Consider the following 23999-nt stretch of genomic DNA (forward strand, 5'->3'; position numbering starts at 1 on the left):
TATCTTGTCTCTTTATTGAAAATTCGCATGTACAAAATGGGGAAGTTCTGATGCCGCTGCTCGAATCAACTAAAAACGCGAGAGCAACGTTTCATCAGGACAACATGGCCAGCGCTTTTTCCGCCATAGCGGGAGGAAGCGGCTTACCGTGGAAGTTCATATCGCCTGCTTCTTCAAGCAGAGGCAGAATGCCGAAGCCTTTCTGCGTTTTGGATACGATCGCTTTGGGTCGGTCGGTGATGCTTTCCGACGTTTTCAAAGCGTCAACAACTTCCTCCATCGAATTTCCGTTGATCGTCTGCACATGCCAGCCGAAGGCTTCGATTTTTTTATGGAAGTCTCCCATATCGAGAACTTCGTTGGTCGATCCAGTCTGCTGATAGCCGTTCTGGTCGATGATCGCGGTCAGGTTGGCCGTTTTGTATTTCGATGCGGCTGCGAATGCTTCCCAGACCTGGCCTTCGCCCATTTCACCGTCGCCAATCACGACATAGACTTTGCTGCCGGTTTTGTCGATGCGAGCGGCAAGTGCCTGTCCCAGACCAATCGATAAGCCCTGTCCCAGTGAACCGGTTGAGGCTTCGATACCAGGAAGACGCTTCAGGTTGGGGTGCCCCTCAAGTGGACTGCCCAGTTTTCGTAATGTTTTGAGTTGGGATTCTGCAAAGAAACCAGCTTCCGCCATGGCTGCGTACAACACGGGTACGGCGTGACCTTTACTCAGCACGAAGCGATCGCGTTCCGGCATGTGCGGTTTCTTCGCGTCGTACTTCATGAAGCCACCGAAGTAGAGGGCCGTCACCACTTCTACCGCCGACAGGCTACTTGAGGGATGACCGCTGTTTGCAGCTGTCGTCATCTCAATAATGTGTTTGCGAAGCGTCTTGGCGATTTGTTTCAGTTCGTCGATTGACAACTTCTCTTCCTCATCCATCTGTAAGTATTGTTGACGGGTTACGGTCCGGACGACGAACGTCACTGCCGATACAAATTCAGCTGGCCGGGAAGATGTTTTCGGCGGTTCTATGACCAATTCCCTAAACAGATTCCCGATGTTACTCCCGATGGTTCCGGGATTTTCGTTGATCTCTTATAATAAGTTCTGTCCGAGTTCGCAAATGTGCGGGATAGACAAACTTCTCGCTGACAGGGCTTTGCGATAGAGACGCCATTTTCAACATAGTCGATTCGATCCGTCGTAAAGCAGCTTTTTTACGAACTTCAGATCAGGCAAACCGGCAACTCCTGAATGAGATTCTCGAGATCGTTCACTAAGAATTCATCTTAGAAGACGAATAATACCTATGTAATAAAGGCGACCCTTTTCAAAACCTCATACATGCAACACAACGCCCATGAACACCTATACCGATGAAGAATTGCTCGCATTTCTCCAGGAACAGCTTTCCTCGGACCGAGCTGCGGACATTGAGGATAGTTTGCGTAACTCGCCTGAATTGACAACTCGCCTCTCAGAGCTGGTGGAAGTCTCGTTTCAGGACCATCATTCAGTGGGGCAAATCTGGCGGCGGGAGCAACTCAGTTGTCCCAACCGAAGTCAGCTTGGCGCCTGGATGCTCGGAACAATAGATACGAAACAGGCTAAATATCTCGAATTCCACCTCAACGTCATTGGCTGCCGACCCTGTAATGCCAACATGGAAGACCTGAAAACAGCGGCAGAAGAACAGAAATCAGCCCTCACTCGGCGTCAGAAGTATTTTCAGACCTCGATCGGTTATCTGAAAAAATCTTAATCCGCACCAAAAAATGATTTTCTTTTGGGGTGAATTTGATGACACTGGAATATAGCCCACATCGGTCGGATCAGGAGCGATTAAAACCTCGTACCTTTTAACGAGCACAAACTCCGAGACGGTTTGAATTGTGGAGACTCCCCTTCTCAACCTGCAAAGGGAGTGGTATTGCAGGTTTCTGATTTGTCAGGATGACAAGAATTCAATTCGTTCCCGGTACTCCGAGCAGTTCTATGTCTTCCGTTCTGAACGCGTTGACCAGCTCTTTCCCGGCTGGCAGTCTGTTTCACACACGTGTCCGTGTTGCGTATTCGTTGCCTGTCTTCTTTACGCTGGTATTGCTGAAATCTCACGACCTGTTAATCGGAACTTCGTTGATTCTGATTTTAATCGGCAGTGTCTTACTCCAGCAGTTCGCCCAAATGTTCGTTGCTCGACGGTCAGGCGGCGACGTGCACGAAGTGCTGCTCTGGCCTCTCGGCAGTCTAGCGAGAATTCAACTCGGCTTTAAATTGAAAGGTCGACTGTTCACCTGGTTGTCAGTTCCATTGACTCACCTGTTGATTTGCCTCGCGACGCTTCCCTTCATCCATCAAACGGTGAGATTTCCCGACCTGCTCTATATTACGGCTCTTCCTGTGGCCGAGTACTCGACGATGTCCTTTGCGCAACTTGGCCGAGAGTTTCTGGCTCTCGCCTTTTACGTGAACTGGCTTCTGATGCTCATCAACCTACTCCCCGCGATTCCATTGAGCGGTGGACGGCTTACCGAAGAATTGATGCTGGGGCACTTCAATACCGTTTCAGCAAATCGTATAGCGTATGCTTTAACTACCTTTATCGGGTTTGTTTTATTGCTCACCGGCGTCGTCGCATCGCACGTCTGGCTTGCTCTGTTTGGAGCTATTCTGGTTGCCTGGACGTTGTACGAGAAAATCAGACTACTCGAAACGGCCCCCACCAAGGATGAATCCGAACTATTCCTGGGTTATGATTTTTCTGCTGGATACACTAGCCTGGAACATTCTCGTCAGCCTGAACGAACCATGCCTCCTCGTCCCGGAATAATCGCGCGGTGGAAAGCTCGACGAAACCTACAGCAACGACGGAAAGCCAATGTGCGGCGGCAACAGGCGCAACAGCGAATCGACGCATTGCTGGAAAAAGTAAGCGAGACTGGTCTCAGTTCCTTATCCGCCACCGAGCACAAACAGCTTAAACAAGCCAGCCAGTACCTCCGCCCCCAACAGTCCAAGTAAACGGGAGTGCGGACATTGCTTCAGAAAAGTCGTGAGAGACTTTTACAAATCCAACAAAGAGGGTCCGCGATCTATGAAAAACATTCGACTACGATTCTTTTAATCGGATCGTTGCTAACAGTCGCAATGGTATTCGGCGGCTCGATGGTGTACCGACATTATCAAACTCAAAAACGGGAATACTTCTTCGCAATGGACTGTATGTGCAGCAAACCATTGAACATCCATTACCCAATTATCGAAGGCCAAAAGAAGTCAAAGTTCATTTTCCCCAAAGGAAACGTCACGGACAGCGACTTGAAGATCTTTGAAATGGCGTTCAACGGATACGGGGCTAACCGACGAAGTCCCGTCATTCAGATGAATCTCAACGGGTCTCCCGTTTCAGAGGAAGCCATGGCCCGCTTTCGCAAAAAAGTACCGCAATGCGAGCTTGTCCCCTGACTGTCAGAGATTTTCCTGAATCGTTCTGTAGTCCGATTTCAACGATTTATACAGCTGGCCATACATGGGATACAGCTTGTTGTAAGTTCGCTTCACCTTGGCAACAGGCTTGGTAGTACTTTTGACAGAGATCGTCGCAGTACACGCTTCAACGACGTCTTTATAAGCTCCCGTACCTGCCGCGGCGAGCAAAGCGACTCCGTACGCCGGACCTTCCTCCGCATTGATGGTGCATACAGATTGTCCGTAGATATCGGCCTGCATTTGGCGCCAGAATTCACTGCGGGCTCCCCCTCCAGAAACCCGAATTTCATTGACGGGGACATTCATCCCTTTAATGATTTCCAGACAGTCCCGCATGGCATACGTCGCCCCTTCCATCAATGCACGAATGAGATGGGGCCGACCGTGGCGGAGGCTAAGTCCCACCCAGGCCCCGCGGGCATGGGGATCGGCGTGAGGTGTTCTTTCGCCTGCAAGATAGGGAAGGAAATAGAGCCCTTCGCTTCCCGGTTCCGCTTCTGCCGCCTGTCGGGTAATGATTTCGTAAGGGTCCACCTTTTGTTTCCTGGCTTCGCGGACCGCGTCTTCGCCCAGTTGATTTCGATACCACTGCAGACTGCCACCCGCGGAAAGGACGACGCCCATCACATGCCATTTTCCACGAACCGCGTGACAGAAGGTATGTACACGACCTTCCGGATCAATCTCGACGTCATCGCTGTGCGCGAAGACGACTCCACTTGTTCCCAACGTCGCTGAGATGACTCCTCGTTTGACAATCGCATTTCCCACTGCGCCTGCGGCTTGATCGCCTCCCCCACCGACAACGGGAGTTCCTTCCAGCAAGTCAAGCAGCTTCGCCGCTTCAGAATGCAATGTGCCGGAAACCTCTTCCGATTCGTAAACCTGTGGTAATAGATCCGTATCGATCTCCAGCAGTCCGAGTAACTTGTTCGACCAGCATCGTTTTTTAACGTCGAGTAATAATGTCCCGGATGCATCGCTGACTTCCGTGGCGAACTCGCCCGTCAAACGGAAACGAACATAATCCTTGGGAAGCAGAATCTGTTTCGTGCGAGCGTAGTTTCTGGGTTCGTTGTTCCGAAGCCAGAGGATTTTCGGTGCTGTGAAACCCGTTAACGCGGGGTTGGCCACTAGCTTGATCAATTTCTTGCGTCCGCCCGCTTTCGATTCAATCTCATCGCATTCAGCGGCCGTCCGTTGGTCATTCCACAATAACGCGGGTCTAATGACTTCCTGGTTTTTGTCGAGAAAGACGGAACCATGCATCTGCCCACTGAGGCCGAGCCCCTTCACGTCTTCTTTTTTGATTTTACCCTGTTTTAGAACTTGTTTGACAGACTTGATCGTCGCCAGCCACCAGTCCTGAGGATCCTGCTCCGACCAACCCGGTTTCGGGCTGTAAAGTGGGTACTCCACGGTAGCCGAGGCCAGAATCTTTCCCGACTCTTCCATCGCCAACGTTTTCGTACCGCTGGTTCCAATATCAATTCCTAAATAGACGGCCATGTTACTTCCCGGATAGAGATAGTCAGGATGGAGCAAACCCTGGAACCTCGCTTATCTCAAAGTGACTTATGCAAGCCTGAAGCGAGAGACCCAAAGGGGAGAGAATATTTAGACCTAACGCAATTCAGGTCTTATTGAGATTTCAGTAGATCGCTATTTTCTGGCTCAATGTATTTTCAAATTCAATGTACCATGCCGAGGAAACTCAAACTACCTCGGTGCGGGCGGATAGTCCGGAGATCAATACGGCGGCGGCAACCGAGACGTTTAAGGAATGGACAGCTCCCTTGGGATTCAATCGGCAGACGACGTCGCACGATTCTTCAGTTAGACGTCGCATTCCCTTTTCTTCATTGCCAAGGACAATCAGCCAGGAACGATCTAAAGCGACGTTATTAAAGTCTTCGGTCCCGCGTTCCGACGAACCCAGGATCCACAGGCCCGCTTCTTTGGCCGCTTCGAGTGTTCGTTTCATATTCGCCTGCACGGCGTGAGGCACATACTCAACTCCACCGGCAGCGGTATCATAGACTGTTCCCGTCAGCGAAGCGGCGTTGTCTTTTAGCATGACAATCCCGCGAACACCAAAGAAAGAAGCCGAACGAAAAATCGCACCGACGTTCTGAGGGTCCTGAACCTGATCGAGTGCCAGCCAGATTCCATGCTCCCCTTCAGTTTCCGCAGTTCGGAAGAGGGTTTTCAAATCGACGCCACTTTTTTCTTGAATCATGGCAAAATTCGCCGCCGAACGGCCTTCCTGTCGGGATTTGTCGCGGCGTCCTCCTTTAGGAGGCGCGACCACCCGCGTGAAAACGGGTTTTCCTAATCGAGCGCACTCTTTCGCAACTTCCTGCCAGCCCGCAGAAGGAGAGGTGCTGCTGATCGCAATTTCGGTAACAGCCTTAGGTCGCTCTTGGAGAGCCGCCAGTACGGAATGTGGATTTTTGAGTTCCAGAGTCAAAAGTCTTCGCTTTATAATTAGAGACGTAGTTTTTATGAGAGTGCTGCAACTAAAACCAAATGGGATTCTGCCGCGTCATTCAACCTTGTAGCGACGCCGCATACAACAGTATTCCAGCGGCAACCGCAGCATTGAGAGAATCCAACTGACCCGATTGTGGAATACGAACCCGCAGGTTGCAAGCATTCAGTAGTTCGGGAGCCACTCCAGTCGACTCATTGCCGATCAAAATCGCGGTGGGACGTTTAAAAAGCGTGGGAGTTAACGGGACCGATTCCGCCAGGGACGTGCCGACAACCTGATATCCAGTCGATTTCAATGCATCCAGCAGATCAACCAGGCTCTCGACCTGCACAACCGGCAAATGATTCACCGCTCCTGCCGAGGCCCGTGCAACTGCGGGGGTGATTCCAACCTGATCGGTTCTGCCAATGATCAAACCTGCGGCTCCCAGAACCTCTGCGGAACGGAGCATGGCTCCTAAATTCTGCGGATCCTGAATTCGATCCAGAATAAGGAGTGGTGCCGAGCTGGGTTGTTCCAACTTTTTTTGAAAATCGGAAAATTCCTCATACTCAAACTCAGCCATCTGTGCGACATAACCTTGATGCTCGCTCGATCGGCAAAGGACTTTCAGCCGACTCGCCGGAGCCATTTCCAGCGGGATTTGGTACCGCTCCAGACTGGATTTAAGTTGTGTCAACTCAGTCTGCCCCAGGTCCTCACTCAGTATGAGTTTACGTGGAATCCATCTTCCGCTAATAACGGTTTCCGTCACAAGATGACGCCCCCATAGCCAGCATTTCTGATGGTTTCCGGCGAATTTTTGTTTACGTTTGGCGTTCATGGATCACTTTATAGAGGATATTCGTCGCACAGGGGCGAGTTGATTCTGGGTCGACGATCGGGGCCCGATGAAGGGCTTTTCCGCCCGAACGAAATCGCTTAACTTGCATCTGAGTATAGAACTAAGCACAATACGCCGAAAATACAACAGAGCCCGAATCGAATCTTTGAAGCAACCCGAAGTTGGGTCGGATTCTTTAAACCGGGCAAGCATCGAGACTGGGCCAGAGATCACTGGCCAATACTGGAAAGCCGAGGAAACCTTGAAATCGCGACCACCTATCTATAACCGGGAAGAACGAGATAAACTGCGGGAAGCGTCGCGTTTCAATGCCGATCTAATGGACTTTATCCGTCCTCACGTTAAACCAGGCATTACCACGGATGAAATCAACACTCTCGCACACAACTACACGCTGGAGCATGGACACGTGCCGGCGACGTTGGGATACAAAGGTTACCCCAAGAGCTGCTGTACCAGCATCAACGAAGTCGTCTGTCACGGTATTCCCGACGACACCGTTCTTAAAGAGGGAGACATTGTGAATGTCGACCTCACCACGATTGTGAATGGCTGGTTTGGAGACCAGTCCGAAACATTTCTCATTGGAGAAGTCTCGGACGTCGCCCGGGAATTAGTGCAGGTCACATTTGATTCCCTGTTCGCGTCGATCAATGTACTGACGCCTCAAAGCAAAGTTTACGACATCGGACGCGCGATTTATGACTACGTGAAACCGTCCGGTTTTTCTGTCGTCCGCGACTTCCAGGGACATGGTCTGGGACGTTCTTTCCATCAGGAACCCGGTATCCCTCATTACCCCACGGTTCATACCCGTCGTGACGCCCTGCGTCCCGGGATGTGTTTTACGATTGAACCGATGATCAACGAAGGCCAATACGACACCGAAGTCGATCCCGCCGATGGATGGACAGCACGCACGGTTGATCGCAAACTGACTGCTCAGTTTGAGCACACGATCCTGATGACCGAGGAAGGCCCCGAGATCCTGACGCTCACTAAGACTGGCCCTCAGGAAGGCCACAAGTTTTAGACTGAATGGCCTTCAATATTCCTAAGCCAGTTTAGTGTTCGTATTTCAGTCGTTCTGTAATCGCGTCCTCAATCTGCTGCCGATGTGCGTCGCTAAGAGAGAATTCTGCGGCGATGGCCGTTTCTCGAATCTGCTCTGGTCTCCGGGCACCACACAAAGCTGCAGTCACTCCGGGTAAAGAAATCGTCCAGTTCACAACGAGTTGCGATACTGTGTGACCGGTCTCCTGAGCTAGACTTCGCAAGACATCGACGAAATCTTGATTCCGTTGCCACTGCTCTCCTTGGAACAACGGGTAATTTTTCCGGGTGTCCCCTTCTTCGAACTGATGATCCCGCTCAATTTTACCAGCCAGCAACCCCTTCATCAGCAGCCAGAACGGCATGAAGGAGACGTTGTTCTCCCGGCACCAGGGCAAGATTTCTTCGGTGACCTCCTGCTGCAACATGCTGAACCGGCCCTGGTAAGCGGAGAGAGGACAGATCGCGTGAAACCGTTTGATCTCATCCAAAGTCGCATTACATAATCCAGCCGATTTCGCTTTACCCTCACGCACGAACCGGGCAACCGCCTCCGCCGATTCTTCAATCGGGCATTCCGGATCCGGGCCGTGTAGATAATAAAGATCGACTACGTCCGTCTTTAATCGCTTCAAACTTTCTTCCAACTCCTGAGTCAATCTTTCAGGGCGTCCCCCACGTTTGTTTTTCCCTTCTTCCCAGTGGGAACCTCCTTTGGTCGCCAGCACAATCTCGTCCCGGATTCCTCCCAGAGCTTCCGCGATGTATTTTTCGCTTTCGCCTTCGTAGCCATACACAAACGCCGTATCAAAGAAATTGATCCCGGATTCAAATGCCCCGCGTAAAGTTGACATTGCAGCTTGTTTTGTGACGCCAACGGTAGTCACTCCCGCAATCGGCCAGCAACCCATCGCAATTTGAGTGACCTGGATTCCACTGTTGCCAATCTCGTTTTGTTTCATATCTTCAATCCTGTTTTAAATTCAATTCGCCATGACGTAAGATGCGCTGATATGATATCAGCTGTCTAAACATTCCGTAAACCGATGTATTGCCAATGACGATCATCTCAAACCAATGGAGCAGGCGTGTGACCTTTGAAACGGAACTTCCGAAATCGAATTCCTTATCGATCTGGCAAACCTATCTGGGACTCACAGTCGCACTCGTTCTTTCAATCCTGGTTTCCGTCGCCCACTCGCAGGATTCTTCTTCGGAGACTGAAACTGCAACATCGGTACCACTCTGGAAGCTGACCTACCGAGATCACGAAGGCAAGTCGGTTACCACTGAAGGTCGCATACTCACCCGCGCCGCCGACGGGGGGCTCCTGCTTGAGAGAAGAGACGGATATTTGCTGAACGTTATTCCGGATGCGATTATTGAACAGCAGCAGACAACCAGCGATTTCAGCTATCTGACCTCAGATGAACTTGCGACTAGTTTACAACAGGAATTAGGGACGGGTTTCCTTACTCACCAAACGGAACATTACGTTCTCCTATCGGAGCTCTCACCAGATTACACGGAGTGGGCGGGAACTCTTCTGGAGCAAATGTATGGTCAGTTCTTCCGGGAATGGTCGAAAGCCGAACTCAAACTGCACGAACCACGCTGCCCACTTCCCATATTGTTGTTTCAGGACCGAGAACGTTTCCAGGAATACGTGAAGACGGAACTGCTTCAAGACACCCTACCGAACCAGGGATTCTATTCAGTAAGAACAAATCGCGTCGTGCTGATCGACCTGGCGGAAGGTAAGACTTGGTTGGAGGCGCGGAACGCGCGAGCGGGAGACCAGCAATTGGCAGAAGCGATGTTAAATACGTCGACCATCGTTCACGAAGGGGTGCACCAACTCTGTTACAACACGGGGATGCTCGCTCGTTTCTCCGATGCGCCGCTCTGGCTATCGGAAGGAATCGCCTTGTATTTCGAGACACCCAGCCAGCGTAGCCGAACGGGCTGGGGAGGGAGCGGTCGTATTAATAATTCCCGTCTCTTTCGATTTCGAGATTTCATGGATAAGGAGCGACCAGACAATTCCTTGACCACGCTCATTTCCAGCAATAGCCGCTTAGAACAGCAAGAAACGGCGCTGAATGCATATGCGGAATCTTGGCTATTCACCAGTTTTCTGATGAAACGACGTCGTCAGAATCTGGAAACGTATCTGAAATCACTGGGTGAAAAGACTCCGTTTGTCTGGGACGACACGGCAAAGCGAACTTCCGATTTCGAGGCAGCCTTCGGGAAGGAGTGGGAGGATCTTGAAAAAGAATTCCTGAACTTCGTCCGGCGCCTTCGTCCATCTCGGTAGCAGAACTTCAACGGTTCCACCGCCCCGACTTCTCAGCTTTCCCCTGCTCTTTGATTTATCCATCCTCAGAAATAACAGCTACTGGACGGACCAACGGTCCCAGTCCGGGTCCCCTTAAATAGGGCCGCCATGATTGGACGGACATCGAAATGATGTTACACTCGTTTGGCCTGAAGTCAGGTAAAATGCGTTTGAATTAACTCACCCAAGATTCTCACCACTGGATTCTCGCCTCGGGATCCCCCTCCTCTGATTTAAAAGTGAACCCAAAATGAAATATGTTGTGTGGGGAATGGTCATTTTCTTATTGATCATTCATCAAGATAACTGGTTATGGGAAAATGACAGCTTGGTCTTCGGATTCTTTCCGATTGGTTTGCTTTACCATGCAGGCATCTCGTTAGCGGCCGCGTTTACCTGGTATCTCGCGACGATCTTTGCCTGGCCGATCGACGAAGAAGAGGAAAAAGAGATCATTAAACAGGAAGGAGCCGGACAATGATGACCTTTGCTCAAATCTCCAGCCTGTTCAGCAACGAGAAGATCTCATTCACTATCATCTCGGGTTACCTGTTACTACTCCTGTTGTTAGGTCTTGGTTCCAGCCGGATGTTCCGTGGAACAAGTAAAGACTTCATGCTGGCCAGTCACTCGATTGGTCCGTTCATGCTCTTGATGTCGATTTTCGGCACCACTATGACCGCCTTCGCTCTGGTCGGTTCAACCGGAGAAGCCTTCAAGGAAGGAATCGGTGTCTATGGCATGATGGCATCCTCCAGCGGAATCATTCACTCGCTCTGTTTCTTTATCCTCGGGGTAAAGCTGTGGAAGCTGGGACAGAAATACGGTTATAAAACACAAATTCAATACTTCCGTGATCGTCTCGACAGTGACAAAATCGGCCTCGTGCTCTTTCCCGTAATCGTCGGTTTAGTCATTCCTTATTTGCTCATCGGAGTGATGGCTTCGGGAACTGTTATTTTCAACACCACCCGCGGCGCTTTCCCGGACTTGTTTGAAGGTGGAGCGATTCCTAAGGAACTCGCTTCCCTCGCTATTTGTTGTGTCGTGTTAGTTTACGTCTTCTTCGGCGGTATGCGTGGCACGGCGTGGGCGAACACATTCCAAACGCTTGTCTTTATGGTGCTGGGGGTCATTACCTTCGTAACGATCTCTGCCAAACTAGGCGGAGTCACTGCGGCGAGCGAAGCGGTCATGGAACTCCATCCAGACAAGCTGGTAAGAACAAACATACCGAAGCTCCAATTCTTCACATACTTATTTATCCCGCTTTCCGTGGGAATGTTTCCGCACCTATTCCAACATTGGTTGACGGCACGCAGTGCCAGTACCTTCAAATTGCCTGTTGTCGCACACCCACTTTTCATCATGATTGTCTGGGTCCCCTGCGTTTTGTTAGGAGTATGGGCGACTTCCATTATGACCGAAGATGGGCCGATGTTCGCTGAAAAGTTCAATGCTAATGCCGTGCTGGCCGTGATGGTGAGCAAAATGACGACGCCAACTTTGGCCGGTTTCTTAACCGCCGGAATTCTGGCGGCCATTATGTCGTCGCTCGACAGTCAGTTCCTGTGCGTCGGTACCATCTTCACGGAAGACATGGTCGTTCACTACAAAGGTCGTGACAAAATTACCGACACTCAGGAAATCTGGTTGGCTCGTGGATTTATCGTGGCCATCGTCGCGTTGACTTATGTTCTTGCTCTCTTCCTGCAAGGGACACGAATCTTCTCACTCGCTGTCTGGTGCTTCAGTGGATTTTCCAGTCTCTTCCCATTGATTTTAGCGGCACTCTATTGGAAGCGGTTAACTAAAGCTGGTGCTTACGCCTGTGTCATCGCAGCCTTTGCATCCTGGCTGTATCTGTTCGCACAGGCGGACTTCGCAGGAAATCCGGACTACGTTCTGCAATTGAGTCTGGGTGGCGAAGAATACAAGATGATGCCCGTTGTGGGTATGATCGCCTGTTCGACTCTGGCGTTGGTGATCGTTTCACTGTTCACCAAACCACCGCGTAAAGAAACACTTGAGAAATTCTTCCCGGAGCAAACCACGTCAAAATAGTAATTGTCGTGTTCTGTTCTTCTCTCAGACTTCGGGTTTGAAAACTGGCCTCTTATGACTGAACCTTTTGTAACTCACCGCCGAGTGGAATTTTCCGACACCGACATGGCGGGGATTGTTCATTTCGCCAAATTCTACCATTACATGGAAAGCGCAGAGGCCGAGTATTTTCGGTCTCTGGGCATGACCTTGGCAAACCGCGTCAGCCATGGGCCATCCTATGGCTGGCCACGTGTTTCGACTTCCTGCAATTACAAAGCTCCCGCGTATTTTGAAGATGTGCTGGAACTTCGTATGTGGGTCGAAAGAGTGGGTGTGAAATCTCTTTCGCTGATTTTTGAATTTTGGCGAGAGGAGCTCCACTTGGCGACAGGGAAAGTCAAATGCGCCTATTGTAAATTCGTACCGGGAGAACCGATCAAGTCACTCGAAATCCCTCAGAAGTGGGTGACTGAATTTGAAAAGATTCAGTACCCTTTCAATTGAACAGGTCTGATATTTCAATTGGGAAGCATTTCACTCGGGTCGACATCGGTTCCGCTTGAATACCGAATTGACCGGCCAATACTGATACAAGGGACTCCTGAAATCGCCCGCTGTAAGACTTTCAGAACTGCTTGAAAAGGACCATCGGGATGGCAACTGCTGATCTGTCGATCCAAGACGTAAGTAAAGTATATCAAACCGTCGAAGGCACCCTCACCATTCTCAACGAGGTGAACCTCGAACTGAAGAGAGGCGAGGCGCTAGCCATCACCGGCCCTTCCGGTTCCGGTAAAAGTACTCTGCTCTACATTATCGGGACTCTGGAGAATCCGACGACGGGAACAGTCCAATTGAATGGACAGAATCCCTTCGAATTGAAACCCGCTGAGCAGGCGATGTTTCGAAATCATGAGATCGGTTTCATTTTCCAGGACCACCATCTGCTCCCGCAATGTTCTGTTTTAGAAAACGTGCTAATCCCAACGTTGGTCGACAAGGGAGCGACCAAAGAAAAGACAGAACTGGCCAAATCGCTTCTCGACCGAGTCGACCTGACCAAGCGGATCGAACATCGTCCTGCGCAACTTTCTGGAGGGGAACGCCAACGGGTCGCCGTCTGCCGCGCTCTGATTAACAACCCGACAGTGCTACTCGCGGATGAACCGACAGGTAATCTCGACCCCAGAACCGCCGAAGCCATCGGATCGTTACTGCTCGAAATTGGAAAAGAGCAAAACACGATTCTCGTCTGCGTCACACATAGCGAAACCCTCGCTGAACGGTTCGAGTTCCGACAGGAATTGTCCGACGGGAAACTAAACGTTCTCGCCACCGGCTCGGCTTCTGTTTACTCAGAAGGTACCAAGGCGTGATGAACAGGCTGAAACTGGTTCGACATAATCTGCGATACTTTTGGAAAACCAATGCCGCCCTGTTTCTCGGTTTAATGGCAGGCACTGCCGTTATTACTGGTGCGCTCATTGTCGGCGACTCGGTCCGGCAAAGCCTTGTACAGACATCGCTGGCGCGGCTCGGGGAAGTCGATCTGACCCTGCACACACCCCGTTTCTTTCGTCAGGATCTCGCTCAACAACTCTCCGGACCGTCGGAAGAAAATGACGCTCCTATCCAGACAGCACCACTGATTTCACTTAACAGCAGCCTCGTCTATGAAGAAGAGAACGATGCGCAAGGGACCAACAACATTCATCGGGCCAACAATACGAACCTGTTTGGAATCGGGGCTGAGGGTTGGTCGATGCTGGAAAATTCAGACGTCACTCCACCGAACGCGAATGAAATCTTGATTAATGCCCGTCTTGCAGGCGAACTGAATGTGAAGGTAGGTGACGAACTCTCCGCCTGGATCGAACTCCCCTCGACGATCCCTCGCGATTCCCTGTTGGGGGAACGCGATGAAACCTCTATTGAACTTCGCTACGTTATTCGTGAAATCATTCCCGAACAGGTTGGCGCCGGACGGTTTGCCTTCACTCCCAACCAGCAACTACCTCGCACCTGTTTCGTTAATTTGAGTACCTTGCAGGATTCGCTCGACTTATCTGCCATTAAACCGACACGCAGAAACCCGGAAGAACGTTTCGCTCGAGTGAACTCCCTGCTGACAACCGGGTTTTATGGAGATGAAGAACCTTCCGGTATCAAAGATGTACAAGTTCAAAACAGTCTGCTACAGATGCAGAATCAATTGGACAAACAGGTTAACCTCTCTGACTTGTACCTCAAGTTTCGTCAGAATGAAGAACAGGGATATCTCACTCTCGAAAGCGAGCAGATGATTCTAGAAGAGCCCGTGGCAACGGCAATTCAAACAGTCGCGAAGGAACTCGATCTTCCCACTTCGCCCATTCTTGTTTATCTCGCTAATGAAATCAGCTCGGGTTCTAACCCGGACAACTTCTCGATGTACTCTATTGTCGCCGGAATCGATCTCTCCGAAAATGCCCCCTTTGGTCCTTTCGAGTTTGCTTCTGAAAAAGCACCGACAGAACTGGGCGAGAATGAAATCATTCTCAACGAATGGCTGGCAACAGATCTCGCAGTCACGGTGGGAGATCTAATCAACCTGAGTTACCACACCGTCGGTTCGCATGGAGAACTCCCCGAAGAGTCACGTACATTTACTGTAACCGGTATCTGCAAGATGACAGGCCCTGCAGCAGACCGCGGTTTAACTCCGGACCTCAAAGGGATCACCGACGCAGAACGTTTTTCAGATTGGGACCAACCCTTTCCGATGGAGATGGACCGCATTACGGATCGGGATGACGAATACTGGGAGCAATATCGCGCCACCCCCAAAGCGTTCGTTTCACTCGAAACGGCTCAAGCACTCTGGAAAAGTCGATATGGCCAGTTGACCTCCTATCGAATTGCTCCCACCAGTTCCGAAACAAACATTGCCAATTTGGAAAAGAGTGTGTCGTCAAAGTTTCTAACTCAGATGAAACCCGCCCAACTGGGGCTTCAGTTCCAACCAACACGAGCAACTGGCCTGGCTGCGGCACAGGGAACGAACGACTTCAGCCAACTCTTTCTGGCATTCAGCTTCTTTATTATCCTGGCCGCCCTCGTACTGGTCAGTCTGCTGTTTAAACTCAGTCTGGAACGCCGGGCCAGTGAAGTTGGTCTTCTGATGGCCGTGGGTTATCAAGATTATCATGTGCGCCGTCAATTCCTGCTCGAAGGTTTCCTGCTGACTCTCGTGGGCACCATCGGAGGGGCGATCCTAGCGGTGGCGTATGCGGCCCTGATGATGTACGGATTGAAAACCTGGTGGAATCAGGCCGTAGGGACTGCGGACTTGAATCTTTACGTAAATCCGTTCTCACTCGTCTCCGGAATGATTGTCACTGCCTCTTTAGCATTGGTCGTGATCTGGCGTTCTCTCGCGATTCTCAATCGACGCTCTCCCAACGCTCTGCTGTCAGGACGATTGGAGACCGAATCAAATCAAGTCAAACGAGCCCCTAAAGTGGCTCGCTGGGTCTGTATCTTCTTAGGTGGACTGGGAGGAGTTTTACTATTGGCCGGACTTCTGGGACTGTTGCCACAGCAAGAAGCATTCAGCGGATTCTCCTGGCGAGTCGTCTCTTTTTTCCTGGTCGGTTTCAGTTTGTTAATCGCCTTCATCGCCGCCTTTCAAGTCTGGCTGAAGAAGCCTGATCTCGCCGAATTAAAGGGTGCGGGAACAAACGGACTCGCGCGACTTTCAATAAAGAACGTGATGCGTCATCCGCAGCGGTCTTTGCTGACAGTGCTCTTGATGTCGCTCGCAACCTTTATCATCGTCGCTGTTGCCGCAGGTCGACGGAACCCGACTTCGGAACAACCAGAACTTCATTCCGGAAACGGTGGCTTCACGTTACTCGCCGAATCATCGTTACCGTTGGTATACAATCTGAACAATCCAGAAGGACAGGCGAAACTTTTTCTCGATTCGACTCAAACAGAACAGCTACAGGGAATAAAGACCTATTCCTTCCGAGTACAACCAGGTGAAGAAGCGAGTTGTCTCAACTTATATCAAACTCGACTGCCGACGATTCTGGGCGTCCCCGACGAATTCATCCAACGGGGAGGTTTTAAGTTTGCCGACACTCCCGGAGAAAACCCGTGGCAAACGCTTACTAAAAAACAGGGTGAGGCGATTCCCGTCATCGGCGACATGAACACACTGCAATACAGTCTGCACGTAGCGCTTGGCGATGAAATCGACATGACGGACCAACGAGGGATTAATCATCCGTTGAAGATTGCGGGCATGCTGGATGGGAGTGTATTTCAAGGCGTGCTGTTAATGTCTGAAAAACATTTTCGCGAACTCTTCCCTGAACGTGCCGGGTACCAGTACTTTTTATTCGAAGCCCCACTCGACAACATGCCAGAGCTGACTAAAGTTTTGGAGACTCAGTTGACTGAATACGGCTTTGATGCGGAGCCTGTCTCCGAACGGATTGCTCAATTCCTCGCTGTGCAGAACACTTACCTGTCCACCTTTCAAACCTTGGGAGGGCTGGGCCTGCTCCTCGGTTCATTTGGCTTGGGGACGGTGATGCTACGAAACGTCTTGGAGAGAAACAGTGAACTGGCTCTGCTGCGTGCAGTAGGGGTGACCCCGGCAGGAATTGGTTGGATGGTTCTCGTAGAGAATGGGTTCCTGCTCTCATGTGGACTTCTTTCGGGGGTGATTGCGGCGTTACTCGCGATGGCCCCCCACCTCATGAGCACCGGAGCCGATTTCCTCTGGCTCAGCACGATCATTATCCTCGGTTTGATCTGGATCGTCGGAATGCTGGCAGCCCTCTTCGCTGTCTATGCCGCAGTGAAGACACCCATCGTCAGCTCTCTTCGAGCTTTGTAAGTTGGATTGAACAAACAGACGACTTTGTGTTCACCGAACGCTCTGAATTCCCTCGAAAAGATTTTCGGGCTAGTGGATGCAAAACGAATTCAAACTGACTACGATCTGGGAGCGGCTCACCTTAAATATAGTCAGAAGATTAAAACAGCCAGACAATTCTGTTTCGGTGGATCTAAGTTGCTATCGGAACATTATGATTTTACAACGACGTGAACTGTCACTTAACCAGGAATTGATCTAGATGAAAGCTTCACTAATACCGATTTTATTTGCTCTGGGAACTGCGCTCTGCTGGGGTCTGTATGGACCAACCCTTGGTAAAGCTCGAGACTTTGAACACAGCCCTTTTAAGCCTTACGTCTTCATTGGCGTCGCCTATCTGGTCTGGGCCATCGCGGGCAGTTTTCTGGCAATGTACCTTCGTAAAGAACCGATGACGTTTACCACGAACGGAATGATCTGGGGATTCGGCGCAGGAACATTAGGTGCCATCGGCGCGTTCTGTCTCACCATGGCGATGTTCTCCGGTGGATTTAAGTTCCCCCATGTCGTGATGGCGGTCGTCTTTGGATGTGCAGTGACAGTGGCTGCCCTCGTATCCCTGGTGACGGCAGAGCAAAAAGGGGGAACAGGACTGTGGATTGGGATCGCAGGCATGCTGATCTCGGCGATTGTAGTGGCGTTAAACACACCTCATGCGCACCCACCACAGAAAAAAACAGATGCTACCGCAGTGGAATCACCTGCTGCAGTCACGGGAACAACTGAGTCAAACGAGAGTTAATTCCTGAACAAATCGAATTTCAGAACAAACAAAAAAGGACGCTGGGATTTCTCCCGCGTCCTTTTTTCGATGATTGACTCCACTCAGATAACGGTCGTTTCCACCGTGCCTGTTTGGTTCTCCGTTTTGACTTTGATTTTAATTTCGTGCGGTCGTTCGGGTTCCGGCTTGGGGAGCTGTACGGTCAACACACCATGACTTGCCTCAGCGGTAATTTCATCCGCGAGTACTTGGCAGGGCATTGGAATCGAACGGTCAAAGGAGCCTGTCAAACGTTCCTGCAAATGAACGCGGGCATCTTCGCTACGGCTCGCTTCACAGCTCATTCGTAACCCACGAACTCGTAGCATGTTTCCGGCAATGCTGAGATCAATGCTTTCCGGATCAATGCCAGGGATATCGATACAAATGCAAACGGTTTCGTTCGTTTCAACAATGTCGATATCTGGTTGAAAAGTCGACTGAGGATTCAGGCCGAATGCTCCTAAGGCTTTTTCGCCCTGTTGCACCACCATGCCCAGCCAGTTTTCGAATTCCGCACGCAATTTATTCATGGACTTTTGCGAATCTTGTTGATTAGTCGTTTCCGGCATCATGACTCTCCTTCACATAGTGGTTAATTATTCGAGGTCGCTGACTCTATTGTACACATTGAGGGGTCGCGAAAAAGATGTTTTCTGTAAGAGGCAGAGTCTGTTCGCAAACATTTACTGAATATTAGAACTCATTTTGAAAAACCGGATGCGGAAGTTCTTCTGCATGAAAAAGAAGAGAGTTTTTTCCACTTTGGCAGATTCCCGGTCCATTCCCGAACGAATTCAAACGTCGAGTTTAATTCGTGGCAATCGGAATGCGACGGGCTTCGCCGCGCTGTGCTTTTGGAAGTACCACTTTAAGAACACCGTGATTCATGCTTGCCGAGATATTATCGTAATCAACCTGGTCGCTAAGAATGAAGGACCGGAGAAAACTTCCCACTTCATACTCTTTGTGGAGCAACTGGGCTTCTTCCGGAACAGGCGTCTTAACGCGACCGAACAACGTCAATTTGTTGTCCTGTACCTGCAGTTCCAGGGTATCTGACGAAACACCGGGCAAATCGGCATGTAAAACCATGCCCTCTTCTGATTCATAAATATCAATCGGAGGGGTAAAGACAAATCGTTCCTGAGCCAACTCGGCGGCCAGTTCAGATTGCGGTTCGTTTTCCGGTTCCGGGAGTGAATTACTCATCGATTCTGTTCCCTGTGGTAATGATTCCTACCATGTCACTGAAATGTCACATCGCTGATATAAGACTTTTAAAGGGAGCCTCACATCACCCCTCTTCTTTATGAACTTCGATATTCCGGGGTTTTGGTTTCGGGGGTTCGGGTGTCTGCTGTGCAGATTCGTCAGTATCTGACGGGGATTGCTGCTGATCGACAATTCGGATTTTACGCGGTTCTGGCTGCTGGGCTTTAGGAAGATGAATCAGAAGGACGCCATTGTTGAATTCGGCGTGTAATTCCTCCTCCAGTATGCGGTCTGGAAGAGAAACAGTGCGTTGCCAGTTTCCCCGAAAACGCTCCTGGCGTCGAAATTTGTCGTCGGGTACTTCTTTGACATCGTTGCGGTCTCCCTTTAAGGAGAGCAGACCGGCATCGACGGTTAGTTCGAGCTCTTCCGGATCCGTACCGGGAATCTCTGCTGTGAGCAAAAACTCATGTTCGAGTTCGTAGATATTGATGGCCGGAAATTGTCGTCCCGGCCGAATCCCGTGAATCGAGAGATTCATGCCTCGCAAAAAGCGATCGACTTCCCGCTCCAGGTCACCTAATGGAGACCAGGGATGTCCCCAACGGAAGAACGCCATCTTCCAGACTCCTCATGTCTTCAATTCAAAATGGGTATTTTTAGATCGGCAACTCGATGTGACGATAGAAATGCAAATGGATTTCAACCGATAAATACAAAGCAAAGGGTGTACCCTTCGTCGCTATGGCATCAGATTTCCATCTTCACGCTCACAGTCAGAACCTATCCTCTTACTTTGTAAGGCTTTATAATTCCTGTTCCTTTACAGTTCGTCTAAATAATCATTCTCTTTTAGAACAATGCCGTCCTCAGAAAGCGAGGTTTTCCGCTTATCACCCTCTAGCAACTGCCATTATGGCAGACACGTTTTCTAATTCAGTTGAATAACCTCGAAGGAACAGGCAGGTTGAATCGACGCGCCTCTTTCCAGCCAGGCAGAAACGGGTTTAATTTTCAGGCAATGGCTCGCTTTCGAAACGCAGGTGATTACACTGAGGCAAAAGGCTTCCTATTTTGCCAGGTTCAGGGAATTGTGTCCCTGATGACGACGACATTTATTTATTCAGCGAAGGCTTGGGCATGACAAAGCAGGGTTCCCCACGACACGCCGTTTACGCCGGTAGCTTTGATCCAATCACGCTTGGGCATTGTGACATCATTGAGCGGGGCGCAGCCCTGTTCGACAAATTAACCGTCGGGGTCGGGATCAATCCTGACAAAAGGCCGCTGTTCGAATCTGAGGAACGAGTAGAATTAATCTCACAAGTCCTGAAGAAACTGTCCAATGTCGAAGTGAAGTGCTTCACCGGCCTGACTGTTTCATTTGTACATGACTGTGACGCTTCGGTGATGCTACGTGGTATTCGGACGTTGACGGACATTGAATCTGAATTCACGATGTCGCTCGCCAACCACACCCTCGCTCCCGACATTGAAACAGTCTTCCTCATGTCAGGAGAAAGTTTTACCCATATCTCCAGCTCACTGATTAAACAAATTGCCCTTCTGGGGGGAGCTGAGAATGCCGACCGCCTGGCTAATTTCGTCCCGGAACCCGTGATCAAACCACTCATGGCTAAATTTGCCAATCGCTAAACGGGTCACTTATGGACAGTGGAGTACCATCCCTGGAAACTTGGCCTATTACGGAACTGTCCAAAAGATCGCCTCAACCCGCACGATCGTCATAACCGATACTCTGTTTATATAGACGAGATCCAAGGGGATCGTACGTCTGTTGATTTGATATCACCGCAGGCCAACTCCATTCGGAAATTCGGTCTGCTGATATTCAAGAGCAATCAAACAGGTGAAACGGATACGCAGGACAGTGATCGGAACGCTCAATATGTTAATTTGAGCTGCCCCCTCTGGCGAAACCGACACCCTATCTTGGATAAGATGGATCGGGATATGACCTCAGCGACCAAGTTGCTTCAACGCGCCGTCAGTCACGAGCGGAATGGTGAACTTCAGGCATCAGAAGAAACACTTAAAAAGCTGATCACACGGCACCCGCGCCATAGTGATGCGCTGCATCTGATGGGAGGCGTGATTCTGAAACAGCAGCGGCCAGTTGACGCACTGAACTTCTTTAAACGTGCTCTTGAGACAGGAACGCGTACGGCGCCCCTATTCAGCAACATGGGCGCAACCTGTCGGCAGATAGGTAATCTGACAGAATCGATCATGTACTACTCCAAGGCGATCGAAATCGATCCACGTTATGCACCGGCCTGGTTCAATCTGGGAATCATGCATGAGATGCAAGGCGATCTTGAATCAGCCCAAAAATGCTACGAAAAAACAATCGAATTAAAACCAGATTTCTCTGCAGCGCACAACAACCTGGCAAACTTGATTCCCAAGCTGGCAGGTGGCGAAACGATGGTTTTGAAGCACCAGGAAAAGGCAGTGCAATTAAAACCTCAGAATGCCAATTATCAGAACAGCCTTGCGCGCACGCTTTATACTGAAGGTCGCCATGAAGAATCGTTGGAATGTTTTCAACGAGCGATCGAACTCAGTCCAACTAATGCAGACTATCTCGTCGACTGCGGCGTAGTCCTCAATATGCTGGAGAGATCTGAGGAGGCATTGGAGCTTCTCGAAAAAGCACTGGAGATGGTCCCGGACCATCCTGTAGCCTTATTCAATGCCGGAAAGATTCGCCACAATTCCGGTCAGCACGAAGAGGCAGCCCTCTATTATCGCTCAATTCTGGAACAGGATAATAACCATGTGTCAGCCTTGCTCAATCTGGCGAAGTGTGAGCGGGAATTACATAACTACGACGAAAGCGAGCAACTTTTTATTCGATACCAGGAAATTACTGGTAATGAAAAGGTGACGTTCCTGAACCTGGCTTTCAACAAGTTATATCAGGATCAGTTGATCGAATCAGAAGAGTTGATAAACAAAGCTCTTGAAATTGACCCGAAGTACGTCGAGGCAATTGAGGCAATGGTTCGGCTGCGCAAACTTCAGGATGACTTTCCAGCAGTACGCGATCTCCTGAAACGGGTCTGCATGCTGAAACCAAAGGATATCGATTGCCGGTATCAACTGGCGAACTGTCATTACAAACTGGATGAATATGCGTCTTGCGAAGATCGCATTATGCAGATCCTCAATCTGGACGACACCCACTTTCCTACCTGGTTCTTGCTGGGCAACCTATGGGGACTCCATGACAAACCAGATAAAGCAATCGAATGTTATTTAAAGACGCTCGAACTTTGTCCGAGTCATGTCGCAGCGCATACAAATATTGCCGAATTAAGCCGCGGTTCGGGAGACTTGGAAAAAGCTCGAGAGCACTTCGACCTTAGTCTCAAATACAAAGATGATCCAGCTACCCGGTTGAAAAGATCGGTTCTCATTCCACCGATTATCGGATCGCGTGAAGAAATTTTGATGACGCGACAGGCACTGGAACTAAATCTCGATGAGATGATCTCGAGTGAGTGCTACGTCCATCCAGATCGGGAGATCCTTCCGACTCTGTTTTATCTCGCGTATCACGGTATGGATGACCGTTCGCTTCTCGAAAGATACTCTAAGGTTGTCGTCCCTTCTAATGAGTTTGAACCATCGCCACGGGTAGTAGTAAAACGAGACGATGATCGAATCCGAATTGGATTCATCTCACATCATTTCAAGAATCACACTATCGGAAACTTAAATCAGGGACTGATCAAGAAAATCGACCATACCAGATTTCATACCACTGTTTTCTCTCAGTTGAAGCATGAAGACTACATGGGCCGATTATTTCAAAACGAGGCCGATGAATTTATCCATCTCAAGTCAAACATCGGGGCCGCCGTCGAATTGATCCAGAATCAGGACTTAGACATTCTGTACTACCCTGACCTGGGAATGGATCCATATACATTCTCGCTGGCCCACTTACGACTTGCACCACTGCAATGCGTTTCGTGGGGACACCCCGTCACTTCCGGGTCCCCCGAGATCGATTACTATGTTTCGACAGAGTTAATTGATGGCCCCGAGGCCCAACAGCATTTCACAGAAGAACTCGTACGGTTTAAAACCTTGCCGACCTACTTCTACTATCCAAGTTTACCGAAAGTATTCCACACACGGGCTGAACTCGGCTTGCCTGAAAAAGGGAATCTGTATGTTTGCCCTCAGAGTCTTTTCAAATTCCATCCCGACATGGATGACATTTTCAAGGGAATTCTGCAACAGGATCCTGAGGGATACGTCATTCTAATTGACGGGATCGAGCAGAAATGGAATAAGAGACTGAGAACACGGTACCAGGAGGCAATGCCACAGGAACATGATCGAATCCTGTTCATATCCCGACTTGATCATGAAAAGTATATGAGTCTGGTTCATAATACCGATGTCATGCTTGACCCTCTTCCCTTTGGGGGTGGAAATACATCTTATCAGGCATTGGCCCTTGGAATCCCTATTGTGACATGCCCTCCCGTTCATCAGCGGGGACGCTTCACACAGGGTCTTTATAGGAAGATCGACGTCATGGATTGCGTCGTCGAATCTTACGAAGACTATATTAACCTGTCCGTTGAGCTTGCTCTGAATAAGAGCAAGCGTGACGACGTCAAATCGAAGATTTTGAATTCCAACAGTATTCTATTCGAAGAGGTAGAAGCGGTTCGGGAATTTGAATCGTTCTTTGAGCAGATCGTTCAAAAAACACAAGGATCGTAATAGATTACCTGAAACCGAGAGGATAACTCCTCAGAGATCGTCATACAGTCAGGCGATCTACT

The 23999-nt window shown here is 49.9% G+C and carries 21 protein-coding genes; 13 read left to right on the forward strand and 8 right to left on the reverse strand.

What is annotated here, in order from left to right; genetic code table 11:
- Positions 1 to 94: 94 nt before the first annotated feature.
- Positions 95 to 979, reverse strand: coding sequence for a transketolase (locus Pla110_RS13355; RefSeq protein ID WP_231742426.1), 885 nt, complete (start codon positions 977 to 979; stop codon positions 95 to 97).
- A 376-nt stretch (positions 980 to 1355) separates the two neighbouring features.
- Between Pla110_RS13355 and Pla110_RS13360 the strand changes: the two genes are divergently transcribed.
- From Pla110_RS13360 to Pla110_RS13370, 3 genes are all read left to right on the forward strand, one after another.
- Positions 1356 to 1757, forward strand: coding sequence for a hypothetical protein (locus Pla110_RS13360; protein WP_144996248.1), 402 nt, complete (start codon positions 1356 to 1358; stop codon positions 1755 to 1757).
- A 233-nt stretch (positions 1758 to 1990) separates the two neighbouring features.
- Positions 1991 to 3016 (forward strand): DUF6576 domain-containing protein, encoded by a 1026-nt coding sequence (locus tag Pla110_RS13365; protein WP_144996249.1) that lies wholly within the window; start codon positions 1991 to 1993, stop codon positions 3014 to 3016.
- A 144-nt stretch (positions 3017 to 3160) separates the two neighbouring features.
- Positions 3161 to 3460: a hypothetical protein gene (locus Pla110_RS13370; protein WP_144996250.1), complete on the forward strand. Its 300-nt coding sequence runs from the start codon at positions 3161 to 3163 to the stop codon at positions 3458 to 3460.
- Positions 3461 to 3463: 3 nt separating this feature from the next.
- Here the strand turns inward: Pla110_RS13370 and xylB are convergent, their stop codons facing one another.
- From xylB to rlmB, 3 genes are all read right to left on the reverse strand, one after another.
- On the reverse strand, positions 3464 to 4993 hold the full coding sequence (gene xylB / locus Pla110_RS13375) for a xylulokinase (RefSeq protein WP_144996251.1): 1530 nt from the start codon (positions 4991 to 4993) through the stop codon (positions 3464 to 3466).
- 205 nt (positions 4994 to 5198) lie between these two features.
- On the reverse strand, positions 5199 to 5954 hold the full coding sequence (locus Pla110_RS13380) for a 23S rRNA (guanosine(2251)-2'-O)-methyltransferase RlmB (protein WP_144996252.1): 756 nt from the start codon (positions 5952 to 5954) through the stop codon (positions 5199 to 5201).
- 79 nt (positions 5955 to 6033) lie between these two features.
- Positions 6034 to 6801 carry a 23S rRNA (guanosine(2251)-2'-O)-methyltransferase RlmB gene (gene rlmB / locus Pla110_RS13385; protein ID WP_144996253.1) on the reverse strand — a complete coding sequence of 256 codons (768 nt, stop codon included), beginning with the start codon at positions 6799 to 6801 and terminating at the stop codon, positions 6034 to 6036.
- Between the two features lie 262 nt (positions 6802 to 7063).
- Between rlmB and map the strand changes: the two genes are divergently transcribed.
- Positions 7064 to 7855 (forward strand): type I methionyl aminopeptidase, encoded by a 792-nt coding sequence (gene map, locus Pla110_RS13390; protein ID WP_390620500.1) that lies wholly within the window; start codon positions 7064 to 7066, stop codon positions 7853 to 7855.
- Between the two features lie 31 nt (positions 7856 to 7886).
- Here map and Pla110_RS13395 read toward each other — a convergent pair whose 3' ends face one another.
- Positions 7887 to 8837 (reverse strand): aldo/keto reductase, encoded by a 951-nt coding sequence (locus tag Pla110_RS13395; protein WP_144996255.1) that lies wholly within the window; start codon positions 8835 to 8837, stop codon positions 7887 to 7889.
- 128 nt (positions 8838 to 8965) lie between these two features.
- Here Pla110_RS13395 and Pla110_RS13400 point away from each other — a divergent pair, with 128 nt between their 5' ends.
- From Pla110_RS13400 to Pla110_RS13430, 7 genes are all read left to right on the forward strand, one after another.
- Positions 8966 to 10195 (forward strand): DUF1570 domain-containing protein, encoded by a 1230-nt coding sequence (locus tag Pla110_RS13400; RefSeq protein ID WP_197440187.1) that lies wholly within the window; start codon positions 8966 to 8968, stop codon positions 10193 to 10195.
- A gap of 271 nt (positions 10196 to 10466) precedes the next feature.
- Complete coding sequence (locus Pla110_RS13405) at positions 10467 to 10697, forward strand: DUF3311 domain-containing protein (RefSeq protein ID WP_144996257.1); 231 nt, start codon at positions 10467 to 10469, stop codon at positions 10695 to 10697.
- Entirely contained in the window at positions 10694 to 12280 is a 1587-nt protein-coding gene (locus Pla110_RS13410; RefSeq protein WP_144996258.1) for a sodium:solute symporter family protein, read from the forward strand. The genes Pla110_RS13405 and Pla110_RS13410 overlap by 4 nt, the downstream gene beginning before the upstream one ends.
- 54 nt (positions 12281 to 12334) lie before the next feature.
- Entirely contained in the window at positions 12335 to 12766 is a 432-nt protein-coding gene (locus tag Pla110_RS13415; RefSeq protein ID WP_144996259.1) for an acyl-CoA thioesterase, read from the forward strand.
- A gap of 149 nt (positions 12767 to 12915) precedes the next feature.
- Entirely contained in the window at positions 12916 to 13638 is a 723-nt protein-coding gene (locus tag Pla110_RS13420; protein WP_144996260.1) for an ABC transporter ATP-binding protein, read from the forward strand.
- Positions 13638 to 17150 carry an ABC transporter permease gene (locus Pla110_RS13425; RefSeq protein ID WP_144996261.1) on the forward strand — a complete coding sequence of 1171 codons (3513 nt, stop codon included), beginning with the start codon at positions 13638 to 13640 and terminating at the stop codon, positions 17148 to 17150. Before Pla110_RS13420 ends, Pla110_RS13425 begins: the two co-directional genes overlap by 1 nt.
- Positions 17151 to 17391: 241 nt before the next feature.
- On the forward strand, positions 17392 to 17934 hold the full coding sequence (locus Pla110_RS13430; protein ID WP_144996262.1) for a hypothetical protein: 543 nt from the start codon (positions 17392 to 17394) through the stop codon (positions 17932 to 17934).
- A gap of 83 nt (positions 17935 to 18017) precedes the next feature.
- Here Pla110_RS13430 and Pla110_RS13435 read toward each other — a convergent pair whose 3' ends face one another.
- From Pla110_RS13435 to Pla110_RS13445, 3 genes are all read right to left on the reverse strand, one after another.
- A complete protein-coding gene (locus Pla110_RS13435; RefSeq protein WP_144996263.1) occupies positions 18018 to 18530 on the reverse strand; it encodes an Hsp20/alpha crystallin family protein in 513 nt (170 codons plus the stop codon).
- Between the two features lie 235 nt (positions 18531 to 18765).
- Entirely contained in the window at positions 18766 to 19167 is a 402-nt protein-coding gene (locus tag Pla110_RS13440) for an Hsp20/alpha crystallin family protein (protein WP_144996264.1), read from the reverse strand.
- A gap of 85 nt (positions 19168 to 19252) precedes the next feature.
- Entirely contained in the window at positions 19253 to 19789 is a 537-nt protein-coding gene (locus Pla110_RS13445) for an Hsp20/alpha crystallin family protein (RefSeq protein WP_144996265.1), read from the reverse strand.
- A gap of 521 nt (positions 19790 to 20310) precedes the next feature.
- Here Pla110_RS13445 and coaD point away from each other — a divergent pair.
- Both coaD and Pla110_RS13455 read left to right on the forward strand, forming a co-directional pair.
- Positions 20311 to 20826, forward strand: a complete 516-nt coding sequence (gene coaD / locus Pla110_RS13450; protein ID WP_144996266.1) for a pantetheine-phosphate adenylyltransferase — start codon at positions 20311 to 20313, stop codon at positions 20824 to 20826.
- Positions 20827 to 21144: 318 nt separating this feature from the next.
- Positions 21145 to 23937, forward strand: coding sequence for a tetratricopeptide repeat protein (locus Pla110_RS13455; protein WP_197440188.1), 2793 nt, complete (start codon positions 21145 to 21147; stop codon positions 23935 to 23937).
- The last annotated feature ends 62 nt before the right edge of the window (positions 23938 to 23999 follow it).

This window comes from Polystyrenella longa (assembly GCF_007750395.1).
Taxonomy (GTDB): domain Bacteria; phylum Planctomycetota; class Planctomycetia; order Planctomycetales; family Planctomycetaceae; genus Polystyrenella; species Polystyrenella longa.

Bases quoted from the DNA above. Each gene is read 5' to 3' on its own strand.
- Pla110_RS13395 (WP_144996255.1), bottom strand. From the start codon at position 8,837: ATGAAACAAAACGAGATTGGCAACAGTGGAATCCAGGTCACTCAAATT.
- Pla110_RS13370 (WP_144996250.1), top strand. From the start codon at position 3,161: ATGGTGTACCGACATTATCAAACTCAAAAACGGGAATACTTCTTCGCA.
- Pla110_RS13365 (WP_144996249.1), top strand. From the start codon at position 1,991: ATGTCTTCCGTTCTGAACGCGTTGACCAGCTCTTTCCCGGCTGGCAGT.
- Pla110_RS13440 (WP_144996264.1), bottom strand. From the start codon at position 19,167: ATGAGTAATTCACTCCCGGAACCGGAAAACGAACCGCAATCTGAACTG.
- Pla110_RS13410 (WP_144996258.1), top strand. From the start codon at position 10,694: ATGATGACCTTTGCTCAAATCTCCAGCCTGTTCAGCAACGAGAAGATC.
- xylB (WP_144996251.1), bottom strand. From the start codon at position 4,993: ATGGCCGTCTATTTAGGAATTGATATTGGAACCAGCGGTACGAAAACG.
- Pla110_RS13455 (WP_197440188.1), top strand. From the start codon at position 21,145: ATGACCTCAGCGACCAAGTTGCTTCAACGCGCCGTCAGTCACGAGCGG.
- Pla110_RS13445 (WP_144996265.1), bottom strand. From the start codon at position 19,789: ATGGCGTTCTTCCGTTGGGGACATCCCTGGTCTCCATTAGGTGACCTG.
- Pla110_RS13415 (WP_144996259.1), top strand. From the start codon at position 12,335: ATGACTGAACCTTTTGTAACTCACCGCCGAGTGGAATTTTCCGACACC.
- Pla110_RS13430 (WP_144996262.1), top strand. From the start codon at position 17,392: ATGAAAGCTTCACTAATACCGATTTTATTTGCTCTGGGAACTGCGCTC.
- Pla110_RS13435 (WP_144996263.1), bottom strand. From the start codon at position 18,530: ATGATGCCGGAAACGACTAATCAACAAGATTCGCAAAAGTCCATGAAT.
- Pla110_RS13405 (WP_144996257.1), top strand. From the start codon at position 10,467: ATGAAATATGTTGTGTGGGGAATGGTCATTTTCTTATTGATCATTCAT.
- Pla110_RS13420 (WP_144996260.1), top strand. From the start codon at position 12,916: ATGGCAACTGCTGATCTGTCGATCCAAGACGTAAGTAAAGTATATCAA.
- Pla110_RS13360 (WP_144996248.1), top strand. From the start codon at position 1,356: ATGAACACCTATACCGATGAAGAATTGCTCGCATTTCTCCAGGAACAG.
- Pla110_RS13425 (WP_144996261.1), top strand. From the start codon at position 13,638: ATGAACAGGCTGAAACTGGTTCGACATAATCTGCGATACTTTTGGAAA.
- coaD (WP_144996266.1), top strand. From the start codon at position 20,311: ATGACAAAGCAGGGTTCCCCACGACACGCCGTTTACGCCGGTAGCTTT.
- rlmB (WP_144996253.1), bottom strand. From the start codon at position 6,801: ATGAACGCCAAACGTAAACAAAAATTCGCCGGAAACCATCAGAAATGC.